The sequence below is a fragment of the Acinetobacter sp. A2 genome (assembly GCF_012371325.1).
In the GTDB taxonomy this organism is placed as follows: domain Bacteria; phylum Pseudomonadota; class Gammaproteobacteria; order Pseudomonadales; family Moraxellaceae; genus Acinetobacter.
Window position 1 is genome coordinate 1 of record NZ_JAAZQX010000049.1, and the last position, 13,220, is coordinate 13,220.

13 protein-coding genes are annotated in these 13,220 nt (G+C 41.6%); 5 read left to right on the top strand and 8 right to left on the bottom strand.

Annotation, left to right across the window (positions count from 1 at the left end; all coding sequences use genetic code 11):
- Positions 1–141: 141 nt before the first annotated feature.
- From HHA43_RS12575 to HHA43_RS12585, 3 genes are all read right to left on the bottom strand, one after another.
- Entirely contained in the window at positions 142–1,146 is a 1,005-nt protein-coding gene (locus HHA43_RS12575) for an LLM class flavin-dependent oxidoreductase (protein ID WP_168461911.1), read from the bottom strand.
- 225 nt (positions 1,147–1,371) lie between these two features.
- The gene (locus HHA43_RS12580) at positions 1,372–1,896 is read right to left on the bottom strand and encodes a hypothetical protein (protein WP_168461909.1); all 525 of its coding nucleotides are present in this window, start codon (positions 1,894–1,896) and stop codon (positions 1,372–1,374) included.
- A gap of 257 nt (positions 1,897–2,153) precedes the next feature.
- Positions 2,154–2,579 (bottom strand): glycine zipper domain-containing protein, encoded by a 426-nt coding sequence (locus HHA43_RS12585; protein WP_168417463.1) that lies wholly within the window; start codon positions 2,577–2,579, stop codon positions 2,154–2,156.
- A 378-nt stretch (positions 2,580–2,957) separates the two neighbouring features.
- Here HHA43_RS12585 and prfA point away from each other — a divergent pair, with 378 nt between their 5' ends.
- Together prfA and prmC are read left to right on the top strand one after the other, a co-directional pair.
- Positions 2,958–4,046, top strand: a complete 1,089-nt coding sequence (gene prfA / locus HHA43_RS12590) for a peptide chain release factor 1 (RefSeq protein ID WP_168461907.1) — start codon at positions 2,958–2,960, stop codon at positions 4,044–4,046.
- Positions 4,046–4,870, top strand: a complete 825-nt coding sequence (gene prmC / locus HHA43_RS12595) for a peptide chain release factor N(5)-glutamine methyltransferase (protein ID WP_168461905.1) — start codon at positions 4,046–4,048, stop codon at positions 4,868–4,870. The genes prfA and prmC overlap by 1 nt, the downstream gene beginning before the upstream one ends.
- A gap of 23 nt (positions 4,871–4,893) precedes the next feature.
- On the opposite strand, the gene HHA43_RS12600 is transcribed toward prmC, so the two are convergent.
- The 3 genes from HHA43_RS12600 to HHA43_RS12610 form a co-directional block, all read right to left on the bottom strand.
- Positions 4,894–5,805, bottom strand: a complete 912-nt coding sequence (locus HHA43_RS12600) for a bestrophin family protein (RefSeq protein WP_168461903.1) — start codon at positions 5,803–5,805, stop codon at positions 4,894–4,896.
- Positions 5,806–6,091: 286 nt separating this feature from the next.
- On the bottom strand, positions 6,092–6,442 hold the full coding sequence (locus HHA43_RS12605) for a hypothetical protein (RefSeq protein WP_168417459.1): 351 nt from the start codon (positions 6,440–6,442) through the stop codon (positions 6,092–6,094).
- A 246-nt stretch (positions 6,443–6,688) separates the two neighbouring features.
- On the bottom strand, positions 6,689–7,714 hold the full coding sequence (locus HHA43_RS12610; protein ID WP_194558998.1) for an AraC family transcriptional regulator: 1,026 nt from the start codon (positions 7,712–7,714) through the stop codon (positions 6,689–6,691).
- A gap of 142 nt (positions 7,715–7,856) precedes the next feature.
- On the opposite strand from HHA43_RS12610, the gene HHA43_RS12615 reads away from it, so the two are divergent.
- The 3 genes from HHA43_RS12615 to HHA43_RS12625 all read left to right on the top strand — a co-directional run bounded on the left by HHA43_RS12615 (position 7,857) and on the right by HHA43_RS12625 (position 11,827).
- Entirely contained in the window at positions 7,857–8,627 is a 771-nt protein-coding gene (locus tag HHA43_RS12615; RefSeq protein ID WP_168417457.1) for a 3-hydroxyacyl-CoA dehydrogenase, read from the top strand.
- A 122-nt stretch (positions 8,628–8,749) separates the two neighbouring features.
- Entirely contained in the window at positions 8,750–9,886 is a 1,137-nt protein-coding gene (locus tag HHA43_RS12620; protein ID WP_168417456.1) for an acyl-CoA dehydrogenase family protein, read from the top strand.
- A 294-nt stretch (positions 9,887–10,180) separates the two neighbouring features.
- Positions 10,181–11,827: an AMP-binding protein gene (locus HHA43_RS12625; RefSeq protein ID WP_168461899.1), complete on the top strand. Its 1,647-nt coding sequence runs from the start codon at positions 10,181–10,183 to the stop codon at positions 11,825–11,827.
- An 85-nt stretch (positions 11,828–11,912) separates the two neighbouring features.
- Here HHA43_RS12625 and HHA43_RS12630 read toward each other — a convergent pair whose 3' ends face one another.
- Together HHA43_RS12630 and HHA43_RS13255 are read right to left on the bottom strand one after the other, a co-directional pair.
- Positions 11,913–12,656, bottom strand: a complete 744-nt coding sequence (locus HHA43_RS12630) for an MFS transporter (protein ID WP_228284188.1) — start codon at positions 12,654–12,656, stop codon at positions 11,913–11,915.
- Position 12,657: 1 nt separating this feature from the next.
- Complete coding sequence (locus HHA43_RS13255; RefSeq protein ID WP_228284189.1) at positions 12,658–12,963, bottom strand: MFS transporter; 306 nt, start codon at positions 12,961–12,963, stop codon at positions 12,658–12,660.
- Positions 12,964–13,220 lie beyond the last annotated feature (257 nt).

Genomic DNA, 13,220 nt, shown 5'->3' on the forward strand with positions numbered 1-13,220 from the left:
TCCGCGAGTAGTGAAAATTAAAGCACAAAAATATCCAAGAAAATGCCAGTCAATTTCTTAACTGACTGGCATTACTCGCAATAACCGTGTTTACACAAAGTCACTGCAAGACCTTTTGAGTGTTGTTAAGCGTTCAGTTACTTAAATTCCATTTTTTATTTGCATGAGCAAATCGAAGTTGCGTAGGCGTTTTTGCGTATCATAAATGTCACAAGTGAAAATGAACTCATCTACATCATACTTTGCCAATAAGTTTTCCAGTCCAGCTTTTACTGTTGCTACAGAGCCAATTTGCGCCATGCCATAAAAACTATCGACTGACATTTTTTCAGCAGGTGACCACAAACCATCCATGCTGTTTATAGGAGCTTTGAGTTTCAAACTCTGCCCACGAATTAAGCCCAATACCCGTTGATAGGAACTTGTGGCGAGATATTGTGCTTCTGCATCGCTGTCTGCAACTACAGTTGGTACACCCATAGACACATACGGGCGGTCTAAATATTCTGAGGGTTCAAAGTTGTCACGGTATAACTGAATTGCTTGACCAAGCATGCGTGGGGCAAAGTGTGAGGCAAATGAATAGGGCAATCCTAATTTTGCAGCCAGTTGTGCGCTAAATAAGCTTGAACCAAGTAACCAGACAGGAACGTGCGTGCCTTGACCAGGGGTGGCCACAATACGTTGTTGTGGTTCAGCATCTTTAAAATAATGAAGAATTTCGAGCACATCTTGTGGGAACTGGTCTTCAGTTTCCTGACGGCCACGACGCAGGGCACGCATAGTAACTTGATCTGTACCTGGTGCACGTCCCAAACCTAATTCAATACGATTTGGATATAAAGTTGCTAAAGTACCGAACTGTTCTGCCACAACTAAAGGCGCATGGTTAGGTAACATAATACCGCCTGAACCCAGTTTCAGGTGTCTGGTATTTGCTAATAAATAGCCTAAAAGTACTGCGGTTGCAGAGCTGGCAATGCCATCCATATTATGATGTTCAGCCAACCATAAACGGTCATAACCAAGTTGTTCTGCATGTTGTGCCAATTCGAGTGCGTGATGCAGTGAAAATTGAACTGATTGATCATCACGGACAGGTGCAAGTTCAAGAATGGCAAATTTTGTGTCTTGCAGGGAACGCATCATTTATTCCAGCTTGATAAAGAGAGTTTTATCATACGATGCATTGAGTGGATTGTATATCGATAATTTTCGATATAAGGGTGTTCAGTGCGCTAGATTTAGCGGATGTGTGTTTAAGCAGTGATTTAATATAGTGAGATTATTGTCTGTATAAGAAAAAGCACCCGAAGGTGCTTTTGCAATATTAAAGAGATTGTAGAGAGCGTGGCGGAGATGAATTAACAATTAACGACGTTTTCCATTTTTGTAATGACCTAAATGCAAGCCATTGTCTTTACTGTAACGGTTATTGTAACGCACATCATTATAACGATAGCCACGGCTGTCATAGCGTCGGTCGTAACGGTCATCATAGCGTTTGTTGTCATAGCGATCATCTCGACGGTCTTCGCTCACTTTTTTACCCAGTACAGCACCACCTGCAGAACCGAGTCCAGCGCCAACATAGCCACCCGTATTGCCTGCCATGTTGCGACCGACACTATAACCACCCGCACCACCTAGCGCTGCACCAATCATGGCACCGTTACGGTCACGTTTACTGGCAGAAGCCGCCGCACCACCTGCGCCACCAATTGCAGAGCCAATCATTGCACCTGTTTGTCCACCCATGTGCTGACCAATGGCTGCACCGACTGCACCACCAAGCGCAGAACTTGCAGCAACACGTGTGTCATTTGCATGTGCAGTTCCCATGATTAAGGCAGAACTCGCGATGACACCACTTAATAAAAAATAATTCAGTTTCATGAGGATGCTCCGTATCAATAACTTATGCGCTTGGGTATTTATATATGTAATTAATGTATAAAAGCTTGTAGAAAGAATCGTGAAGGCCAGATAGAACATGTTGTAAAGTTTGATAAATACACTGTAATTACCCCACATTATTTCTACATATTTCATCGCTTTTTGGTATTTATGATATTTCTAAACAGGATCAAAAAAGCACCGAGCTAATGTCGATGCTTTTAGGTGAATCATTAAGACTGATTCAGACGTATAAATTAACGTCGGTTACGTTTTTTCTTCCATTTACGTTCTTGGTAGCGGTCGTATTCTTTATCTTTTGAGATTTTATTCCCCAAAGCTGCACCACCGGCAGCACCGAGTGCCGAACCAATATATCCACCATTGGTTCCACCCATATTTTTACCTACGGTATAACCAGCGCCACCACCTAAAGCACCACCAATAGCAGATTCGGTACGATGACGTTTATTGCTCGCAACCGCAGCACCACCTGCACCACCGAGTGCAGCACCAATAGTTGCACCTGTTGTGCCGCCCATATTTTTACCAATAGCTGTACCTGCCACGCTGCCTAAAGCACTTGCAGCAGCTACACGTGTGGTATTGTCTGCGTAAACATTAGCACTAAGCATTGAACCTGCGGCTAAAGCTGCACTAAATAACATTGCATTAAGTTTCATGATTGCACTCCATGTCCATTTTCAGGACTTATTTTATGATCAATTTTGATGGGCTAAATCTATCAAAGAGTCTCTGTCAAAATGTGGAGAGTGCGCACGAGATTGGTGTGCTTTGGTGTGGCCTTTGTATAAGTTTGATTAAAATTGCTAAAAAAATGCGCAATCCTTGTATGAAGATTCAACAGTTTTACTGCAATGATGATTCTGGGTCGTCTTGTTTACAATGTGCTCGATAACTTAGGTGAGCTTTAATACCGTGCCACTGTGCTGTAATAATGATGTCATTTAGTGCTTAGAATCGGTAAACTATGCGCAATTTTTTATTTCGCTGTGCTGCGTGATGTATGCGACAGCCTTTGTATTGAGATTTTTTAAACAATGAAAGAATCGTTACGTTTACGATTAGACCAGCTCTCAGACCGACACGAAGAGCTCACGGCATTATTGGCCGATGTTGAAGTGATTTCCGATAATAAGCGTTTTCGTCAACTGTCACGCGAGCACAGTGATTTAGATGAAATTACCGCCGTATGGACACAATACAAACAAGCAGAAGCCGATATAGAAACTGCTGAAGCCATGTTGACTGATCCTGACTTTAAGGAAATGGCGCAAGAAGAAATTAAAGAGAATAAAGCACTGATTCAGCAACTTGAGTCAGATTTAAATATTTTAATGATTCCGAAAGACCCGAACGATGCTAACTCTGCTTATTTAGAGATTCGTGCAGGAACGGGTGGTGATGAAGCTGCAATTTTCTCAGGTGATTTATTCCGCATGTATAGCAAATATGCAGAAAGCCAAGGCTGGCGGATTGAAATTCTTTCTGAAAATGAAGGCGAACACGGTGGCTATAAAGAAGTCATTTGCTTGGTCAATGGCGATGGTGTTTATGGTCGTTTGAAGTTTGAAAGTGGTGCACACCGTGTACAACGTGTGCCTGCAACAGAATCACAAGGGCGTGTGCATACGTCTGCATGTACCGTGGCAATTCTGCCAGAGGTAGATGTTGATACCACGGTAGACATTAACCCTGCAGATTTGCGTATTGATACATACCGTGCTTCAGGCGCGGGTGGTCAGCACGTTAACAAAACTGATTCTGCGGTACGTATTACCCACATTCCAACAGGAACGGTGGTGGAATGTCAGGAAGAGCGTTCGCAACATAAGAATAAGGCCAAGGCCATGGCATTGTTGGCATCTCGTTTGGAAAATGCCAAACGTGCTGCGGCAGATGCGGCAACCTCAGAAATGCGTCGTGACTTGGTCGGTTCGGGAGATCGTTCTGAACGTATCCGTACCTATAACTATCCGCAAGGGCGTATGACAGACCACCGCATTAACCTGACTTTATATAAGTTAGATGCGGTTATGGAAGGTGATTTAACCGAGTTGCTAGACAGTCTGCATCGTGAATATCAGGCAGATCAGTTGGCTATGCTTGCCCAGCAAAACGGTGGCTAATGAATATTGCACAAGCCTTGGCACTACGTGGTGAAGCCGATAGCTACGAGCGTCAGGAAAATATCTGGTTGCTTGAGCATTTTTTAGGGCTGAGTGCACTTGAATTAAAGTATCGTGCAAGTCAGGAATTAACATCAGCAGAAGAGCAGGCCTATACGCAGGCCTTAGCGCGTATTGCTGCAGGCGAACCTTTGGCTTATATCACGGGTTCTCAGCCATTTTGGACTTTAGATTTAAAAGTTACGCCTGATACTTTGGTGCCACGTCCTGATACCGAGGTTTTGGTTGAAACCGTACTCTCTTTGTCATTACAAAGTAATGCTATGGTAGTGGATTTAGGTACGGGCACAGGCGCTATTGCGTTGGCTTTAGCTTCTGAGCGTCCAAATTGGCAAATCACCGCAACAGATATTTACCCGCCAACGCTTGCAGTTGCGAAAGAAAATGCTATAAAGCATGGTTTGAATGAGGTGCAATTTGCATGTGGTGCATGGTTTGACGCACTGGGCTTAGAAGCTGAACCAAGGTTGGATCTAATTGTATCTAATCCACCGTATATAGATGCCCATGATGAGCACATGCCTGCATTAGCAGCAGAACCAGAACGTGCTTTGGTTGCGGCAGATCAGGGCTTGGCAGATATTGTGCAGATTATCTCGCAAGGCAAATATTGGTTAAAACAGCAAGGCTGGATGGCCCTTGAGCATGGCTATGACCAAGCTTTAGCAGTGCAGGAAATTTTTGCAGAGCACGGTTTTTCTGAAATACGCACAGTCAAAGATTATGCAGGCAATGATCGGGTGACTTTGGCGCGTTTGATGTAATGCTTTGGGTCTATACGCTTAATTTAACTTAACTTACCAAGATGTGGCTGAATCGCAGGTGGCAGTTCTTCGCCAAGTGAACTCAGCATTTCACGCTCAATCAAACGCACCATAGAATTCAATGGCAAATCATTGTCTTGTAGCCCAAAAGGTTCTTCAAGTTGCTCACTTAGAGCATCCAGACCTAAAAACAGATAAGCAATTAATCCGACTAAAATTGGTGTCCAAATACCTAAACTGGCTTTTAGGCTAAACGGTAAAATAAAGCAGAAGCAGTACACAGTACGGTGTAGCAAGACCGAATAAGAAAAAGGCAAAGGCGTACTTAAAATACGATCACAACCCGCCTGTACATTGCCCAATTCTACAATGTGCTGATTCAGCCCTTGGTAAATAATGTCTGATATTTCTCTAGTTTTTAGGGCAATCACTAAATCTTTTTGAATACTTTCTAAAATATATTGTGAAGCATTGATATGTTGAAATAACGCCTGATAATCGTTTGTGGTCAACTGCACTTTGTTTTCATAAAATTCAATCGGTTGGTTTTGACTACGTAAACGGTCACGTAATAAATTGCTAAAGAGCATTACCCGATACATCAAGACTTGTCGATGATGTTCAGACAGAACATGCGAGTCACGAGAAATATGCCGTGATGTGGCAATTAAAGTTCCCCATAGTTTGCGTCCTTCCCACCAGCGTTCATAACAGGCTGTATTTCTAAAACTTAAGAAAATAGACAAGATAATTCCGAAAATGGTAAAGCCAATTGCGGGAACGCTCGGTGCTTGAAAAAAGTGCTGCGAGGATAAATAAACCAAGACCGTAGAAAGAAATACCACAATTGCAAGCGCAGGTAAGACGGTGGGTAAAATTGTACCGTACCATGCAAAAAGTAGAGTAAAACTATTGTTTTTATTGCGAATAATCATCTTAAAGCAATCCTGTAAGCTGTTGCTAGTGTTCCATAGACAAATAGCGCTTGGCAAGTCGCTTTAGGTATTGCAGTGATGGTTTTTCCTGTGAATCAAAGCTATGAGAATATCTACTCATGCACTGCTGCTTTATAGATTGTAAAAGTGCAGTGTAGTTAGGCAGTCAGTCAACGACGAAAACAAAAAAAGTGATGCCTGATTTCAGATATCACTTTCGGATTTACTGATGCAATGTGTAAACTTAAATTTTAGTTAACACTTTAAGCTTAAGTCTTTGCCACATTTACATAGGATAGTCTTGTAAGCAATCCGACACTTCGACTTGGGTCAAACTATCAGTTTCTAAAGCCAAACACAGTGCGACAATTTTTGCAGTATCGCTTAAGTGTTCTTCTTTCAGTGCTAAACCTGCCTGTAAAGCGTGTAAATCTTCTTGGCAAATATCTAACGCAGCAGCAGCTTGCATTGCATCTTCACGTTTAAAGAATGCAGAAATTGCTGTGCGTAATTGCTCTTCTGAGGTATTCAGAATACTTTGATTCAGTAATTCATCTAATTGGTCAGAAGCTTGGTTGAGAGAGTGAGTGAAATTTTGAACTACATTTTGTTCAAGTACATCGACCATCTTAAGCATGGGGGACCTCCAGAGATGTTGGTACATTTAAATATTACAGGGGGAGTATTACAGCCAAATTGCATAAAATTTATGCTTTAAATTGATTGAAAAGTAAACTAAATACTGGGCTTTGGCAATGCCGTGCCGATGAACGATCAGTTCAATTGGGTGTTGTAATATAAGTGCTTGTATCTTTAGTTGAAAATTAAATAATAGGCTTAATGCAATATAATTACTTGATAAGTCACTTAATAAAGTGCTTGCTTATGTGTTTTCAGTATATTGCCGATATGCACCTGGGTTTAAACCTGTCCACTTTTTAAAAGCACGATGAAACGCACTTGGATCGTGAAAATTTAGCTGGTCGCTAATTTCTTGTAAGGATTGCTGAGTTTTGCTGAGTAGTTCGATTGCAGTATCACGACGGACTTCATTTTTTAATTGTTGATAACTGGTGCCTTCTTGTTTTAAACGCCGCTGAAAAGTTGCTTCAGACATATTGAAATGTTGTGTAAGTTCACTTAACTCAAGCCATTGGCTTGGAGGAAGTTTGACCAATTGTTTACGGATTTGATGACTTAGTGCATGCGGGTTTTTATAACGTACTAAAAGGTTATAAGGCGTTTGCTTTAAAAAACGTTTCCAGCTTTTTTCATCTTGCTTAATTTTTAGTGCGAGATGTTGTGCTTCAAAATAAATTTTATTGTCTGTACAGGTGTATTCAATTTGATCACAAAAACGGATGCGGTAGTCAGTATCATCCACAGGGGCATTGCATTTAAGTTGCATGTTTAAAATAGCAATACGTTGCCCAGTCAGCCAACACATCAGGCTGTGAATGAGCATTAAATAGGTGGCATAACTAAACATCGGTTTCACTTGATCTTTATCATGAATGATCAAGATGGCGTAATCATTTTCAATACGTAACTCACCGACAAAATCGTCCAGTACTAAATTTAAAAAAACGAGCATATCTTGCAAAGCGAGTTGTAAGTGATCGGCTTGATACACCCATTTAGATAAAAGCTGATAGCTGCCACGACGTAAAGCATGGCTGTCCATACCAAAAAACTCATCATTCATTGCATCTGCAAGTGCAATCCATAATTGACCAAATTGTAGAATGGAAACACGTGCTTTGTTGGAGTCCAGCAATTCCTGTGGAATACCCGCAGTTTCTAATATGGCGGCGGTGTCTACAGTATGTTGTTGTGCAGCAGCCAAAGCTTCGTGTACCAAAGCAATTGAAATTGTATCTTTACTGTAGGTGAGTGGAGCGGCTTTCATGTGGCAGTCAAGGTATCCATTTACAAGTTGGCTGTCCAAAGACATCATGGAGGATGCAGGGTTTGGAAATTGTACTCTAGCCAGAGTGTGATTAATCTGCATCTTAAGTTGTAGAACTGTAGAAATTTATAAGGAAAATAATATGAAAATTCAAGGAAAAGTCTGTGTGGTCACGGGTGGTGCATCTGGTCTGGGTGCAGCTACGGCACAATACTTGGTCTCGCAGGGTGCTCGCGTGATTATGGTCGATATGAATCAGGAGCTTGGGCAGCAGCTACAACAGCAATTGGGTAGCCAGTCTGAGTTTTTGGCTGTAGATGTAACCGATGAAAACCAAGTACAGCAGCTTTTTAGCCATATTGAGCAAAAATATGGTCAGTTAAATGGCTTGGTGAATTGTGCGGGAATTGCACCTTCTGCCAAAGTTTTAGGGCGTGATGGTTTGCATGATTTGGCGATGTTCCAGAAAGTTTTGAATATCAATGTCACGGGCAGTTTTAATATGATTCGTTTCGCTGCACAGTTGATGGCGAAATATGACTTGCAAGCAAACGAAGAAGAGCGCGGTGTAATTGTGAATACAGCATCAGTTGCTGCATTTGATGGGCAAATTGGCCAAAGTGCTTATTCTGCTTCTAAGGGCGCAATTGTAGGAATGACGCTACCTTTAGCACGTGAATTCGCACGTGAAGCCATTCGGGTGATGACTATTGCCCCAGGCATTATGGAAACACCAATGCTCAAAGCTTTTCCGCAGCATGTGCAAGATGCTTTGGGGCAAATGGTGCCATTTCCACCACGTTTGGCAAAACCGGAAGAGTTTGCACAGTTAGTCGGTCACATTTTTGAAAATGGCTATTTGAATGGCGAAGTAATTCGTTTAGATGGTGCGATTCGTATGCAGCCGAAATAAGCTGCATCATAAAATAGCCTAAGTAAGCACAAGCAAAGCAACCGAAAAATCATCGCAATATAGAACAAGGATGTTGCGTACATTCCCTGACTGAACAACATAAATAGAGACAGAGAGCCAATATGATTTTAAGCCATGAACAAAAAATGATTCAGGATATGCTGCGGAGTTATGCCCAGGAAAAGCTGAAACCTACTGCAGCCGCACGTGATAAAACTGCCGAATTTCCAGCACAGGAATTAAAGGAACTCGGTGCGTTGGGTGCATTGGGTATGACTGTTTCAGAAGAATGGGGCGGCGCAGGTTTGGATTATGTGTCGTTGGTTTTAGCCTTGGAAGAAATTGCCGCAGGCGATGGTGCGATTTCAACGATTGTTAGTGTACAGAACTCATTACCTTGTGGGATCACTCAACGCTACGGCACGGAAGCACAAAAACAGAAATATCTAAGCAAATTGGCTACAGGTGAATGGTTGGGCTGTTTTTGTTTAACCGAGCCGCAAGTCGGTTCAGATGCCAGCGCCATTGAATGTAAAGCAGAAAAGGATGGTGATAGTTGGGTTTTAAATGGTACCAAACAATTTATTACCACAGGTAAATATGCCGATGTCGCTTTGGTTTTCGCTGTTACAGACAAAACTGCAGGTAAAAAAGGTATTTCCTGCTTTTTAGTGCCGACGAATACCCCTGGATATATTGTGGCGCGTTTAGAAGACAAAATGGGGCAGCATTGTTCAGATACTGCCACAATTGTTTTGGATAACTGCCGTATTCCTGCCGAAAACTTGCTAGGGCAAGAAGGTGAAGGTTACAAGATTGCATTGTCAAATTTGGAGTCAGGCCGCATTGGTATTGCAGCACAATCGGTTGGCATGGCGCGTGCAGCTTTAGAGGCTGCAGTGGATTATGCCAATGAACGTAAAGCCTTTGGTGTTGAAATTGTGCAACATCAAGCGGTGGCATTTCGTCTAGCCGATATGGCGACTCAAATCGAAGCTGCACGACAACTTATTTTACATGCTGCAAGCCTGAAAGATGCAGGTTTACCATGCTTGAAAGAAGCCTCTATGGCTAAACTCTTTGCTTCGACCATGGCTGAGCGTGTCTGTTCAGATGCGATTCAAATTCATGGTGGCTATGGCTATGTCTCTGATTTTCCAGTTGAACGTATTTATCGTGATGTACGTGTCAGTCAAATTTACGAAGGGGCATCAGACATTCAGCGTTTAGTCATTGCACGTGAAGTGACCAAGCGCTAATGCACTGACAAATATTCGCTGTATCTCATTTTATTGAATGTTCAAATCTAGCATGCAGGTTGAGGTGAGTGGAAATTGAGCTATCACCTGAATCATGTTTAGCTAAAGCAAGATAATCAACGGAATCCGTTGATTAGTATTTAAGAATTTGGCATGCAGTAGCCACGACATGCCATAAATTTTAATACAGACCTAATTCACTCTAGATTTAAATTTTTTAAAACGGTTAAAACAACAAAATACATTGCTGCAAAAGAATTGCAGATGAATCAGTACAAGACGGAGCTTCACATAATGAAAACTTTGCAAGATGCATATCAGGCTTTTGACCTAGAACGGCTCATTCAAACAGAATTGGTGGGTACACCTACGGCTATAAATGCTTATGAAGAATGTTGCGGGCGCTATATAGGTGCTCAGCGCACTGCTTTAATCTGGGAAGGCAAACATGGTGAATCTGTAACATGGACATTTGATCAGCTCGCAGAAGCATCAGGTAAACTGGCCAACTATTTTGTCAAAATTGGTCTAAAAGCAGGCGATTGTATTGCGGGTTTACTGCCGCGTACTGCAGAGCTACTCATTACAATTTTAGCCACTTGGCGCATTGGTGCGGTGTATCAACCCTTGTTTACCGCATTTGAGTCTAAGGCCATTGAGCATCGGATTCTGACAGCCAAAACACAGTTAATTGTAACCAACAGCGAACAGCGTCCTAAATTAGATTTACTGAATGATGTAGGTATTTTAACCGTTGATGCGAATGCCACAGCCAATAATACTGATGCTGATTTTTGGCAAGTCTTAAATGCACAAAATAGCCATTTTGAAACAGTATATCGTAGTTTTGATGATGACTTTTTAATGATGTTTACTTCGGGCACGACTGGTTTAGCCAAGTCGGTGCCTGTGCCTTTAAAAGCAATTTTGGCCTTTAAGGGGTATATGCAGTTTGCGGTAGATTTACGTGTAGAGGATTCATTCTGGAATTTGGCAGATCCAGGTTGGGCCTATGGTTTGTACTATGGCATTACTGGGCCACTAAGTTTGGGGCACAGTATTATTATGGATGAGCGCCCATTTAGTGTCGATCATGCATTAGAGATTATCCGTAAATATCGGGTAAGCAACTTAACAGGTTCACCAACGGCATTTAGAATGTTCTTTGGTTTTAAAGAAAAATTTGATGCAGAAATAAAAAATCATTTGCGTGTGGTCAGCAGCGCAGGTGAACCACTCACACCCGAAGTGATTCATTGGTTTAATCATGAATTAAACGTCAATATTTATGACCAATATGGGCAAACTGAACTGGGCATGGTAATCGCGAATCATCACGCATTGGAACATCATAAAAAAATTGGTTCTGCAGGATACGCTATTCCAGGGCATCGTTTTGCAGTCTTGAATGCTGAGCATCAGGAAGTAGCATGCGGTGAAATTGGTACTTTGGCCTTAGATGAATCGCAATCGCCGTTAATGTGGTTTAAAGGCTACGAAGGACATGATCGTAAATCATTTGTCGGACAGTATTATCTCACGGGTGATACTGTGCGTTTAAATGAATTTGGCGGCATTGATTTTATAGGTCGTGCAGACGATGTCATTACAACATCGGGTTATCGGGTAGGGCCTTTTGATGTAGAAAGTACTTTACTTGAATGTGAAGAAGTACTTGAATCTGCAGTGATTGGTAAGCCAGACCTAGAACGTACAGAAATCGTAAAAGCATTTGTGGTGCTAAAAAATCAATATCAAGCCAGTAGTGCCTTGCAGGAAAAGTTACAGCAATATGTTCGTTCACGTTTATCGAAACATGCCTATCCTAAAGAAATAGAATTTGTAAATGGTTTGCCTAAAACATCGAGTGGGAAAATTCAGCGTAATTTACTGAAACAACAGGAAATTGCCAAACAAACGGCTTTGAAAAAAGTAAGTTAAATTGGGTATATAGTTTTAAAGTACTCTTAAATCAAAAACGCCAATCATTTAGATTGGCGTTTTGTTGTTATATGCACTTAAATGGTTATTGCAAGCGTCGTGTATCTTGAACAAAGCTGCGTGAGCTTAGGTAAACAAACACTGCTGTAAAGAATAATGCCACAGGAATTACAAACAACGCATTGTGTAGACCAACAGCTTTAAAGTGTTCTGTCATTACCGCACTGCCTGAAGCTAGCATTGCTGCTTGTGAAAAATGATCTGACAATGCCCCAACCACGATTGGGCCAAACGCACCGCCTAAAATATACATGCAGGCAAAATACACAGCCATTGCAGTCGCACGTAAATTGGGCTCGACTACATCCTGAATGGCAGGGTAAACCGTAGTGTAGTAGTTATAAGAAGCCAACCAGCCCAAACTGAGCAGAATAACCACAGCTGTTAGAGAATCGTTACCCAAATACAGTGCGATACCAATAAATATTGCAGAAATAAACAAGCAAATCGCACCAAAAACCAAACGGCCACGGGCAAAGCGTTGATGAATCTTATCTGCAATGACACCGCCTAGCGTTAGACCAATTAAACCTGTAATCCCAACAATACAGCCTGTGATAACAGCAGATTGTGTCAAACTCAAGCCAAAATAGCGTTGAAACAGTGGTACAAAGAAGGAGTTACCTGCATACACGGCAAAGTTCACGCTTAAGCCTGACAGAATAATCCAACGTAGGGTTTTAATTTTTAAAAGCGTGCGAATCGGGTTTTGAACAGTCTTTGCCGTGTAGTTTTCACCTTCGCTTGCACCACGTGGTGGTTCTTTCATTTTAAAGAAGAACACCCCAGCCAATAATTTTTTTACGTGAACCTTTGTCGGCCAAGCGTCCAAAAGGCAAACCTGCAATTGCATATACCAAAGTGAATGATGCAGCTACAAAGCCCAGTTGTAAGTCGCTTAAATTAAATTCAAAGCGTAACGGCTCAATAATAGTGGCAGGAATGGTACGGTCAAAAAAGTTCAGCATATTAGCTAAAAATAGCAACAGCAGAATTTTCCACTTGTTGTAGGTCACTGCATCGGCAGGGTTAGGCGACACGGCTTTGACCGTGTCGATAAAACTTTCCTTAGTCATGTCATCACATCCTTTTGATGTTGTTTTACTGATGTTGGTTGTATCGCAGCACAGGCTTGAGCGACGAAATTTGTCTTGGATTATGTTGTGTCGTTGTTATGCGTATGCACACAGTCATGTTTATTATTTTGGGTGAAAATGAATAATATAATTTATTGTTTTCACAGTTATATTTTCTATCTATAACTAAAAATATAGACAAATATTTGCATAAGTGCTCATTTTGTCTATGTCGATTCAGTAGTGGCAAGGTGGGT

What these genes read in the sequence shown, in the direction of transcription:
- HHA43_RS12610 (WP_194558998.1), bottom strand. Translation starts at nt 7,714, where the DNA reads ATGAAAGCCGCTCCACTCACCTACAGTAAAGATACAATTTCAATTGCT.
- HHA43_RS12620 (WP_168417456.1), top strand. Translation starts at nt 8,750, where the DNA reads ATGATTTTAAGCCATGAACAAAAAATGATTCAGGATATGCTGCGGAGT.
- HHA43_RS12600 (WP_168461903.1), bottom strand. Translation starts at nt 5,805, where the DNA reads ATGATTATTCGCAATAAAAACAATAGTTTTACTCTACTTTTTGCATGG.
- HHA43_RS12580 (WP_168461909.1), bottom strand. Translation starts at nt 1,896, where the DNA reads ATGAAACTGAATTATTTTTTATTAAGTGGTGTCATCGCGAGTTCTGCC.
- HHA43_RS12630 (WP_228284188.1), bottom strand. Translation starts at nt 12,656, where the DNA reads ATGAAAGAACCACCACGTGGTGCAAGCGAAGGTGAAAACTACACGGCA.
- HHA43_RS13255 (WP_228284189.1), bottom strand. Translation starts at nt 12,963, where the DNA reads ATGACTAAGGAAAGTTTTATCGACACGGTCAAAGCCGTGTCGCCTAAC.
- HHA43_RS12575 (WP_168461911.1), bottom strand. Translation starts at nt 1,146, where the DNA reads ATGCGTTCCCTGCAAGACACAAAATTTGCCATTCTTGAACTTGCACCT.
- HHA43_RS12625 (WP_168461899.1), top strand. Translation starts at nt 10,181, where the DNA reads ATGAAAACTTTGCAAGATGCATATCAGGCTTTTGACCTAGAACGGCTC.
- HHA43_RS12615 (WP_168417457.1), top strand. Translation starts at nt 7,857, where the DNA reads ATGAAAATTCAAGGAAAAGTCTGTGTGGTCACGGGTGGTGCATCTGGT.
- prmC (WP_168461905.1), top strand. Translation starts at nt 4,046, where the DNA reads ATGAATATTGCACAAGCCTTGGCACTACGTGGTGAAGCCGATAGCTAC.
- HHA43_RS12585 (WP_168417463.1), bottom strand. Translation starts at nt 2,579, where the DNA reads ATGAAACTTAATGCAATGTTATTTAGTGCAGCTTTAGCCGCAGGTTCA.
- prfA (WP_168461907.1), top strand. Translation starts at nt 2,958, where the DNA reads ATGAAAGAATCGTTACGTTTACGATTAGACCAGCTCTCAGACCGACAC.
- HHA43_RS12605 (WP_168417459.1), bottom strand. Translation starts at nt 6,442, where the DNA reads ATGCTTAAGATGGTCGATGTACTTGAACAAAATGTAGTTCAAAATTTC.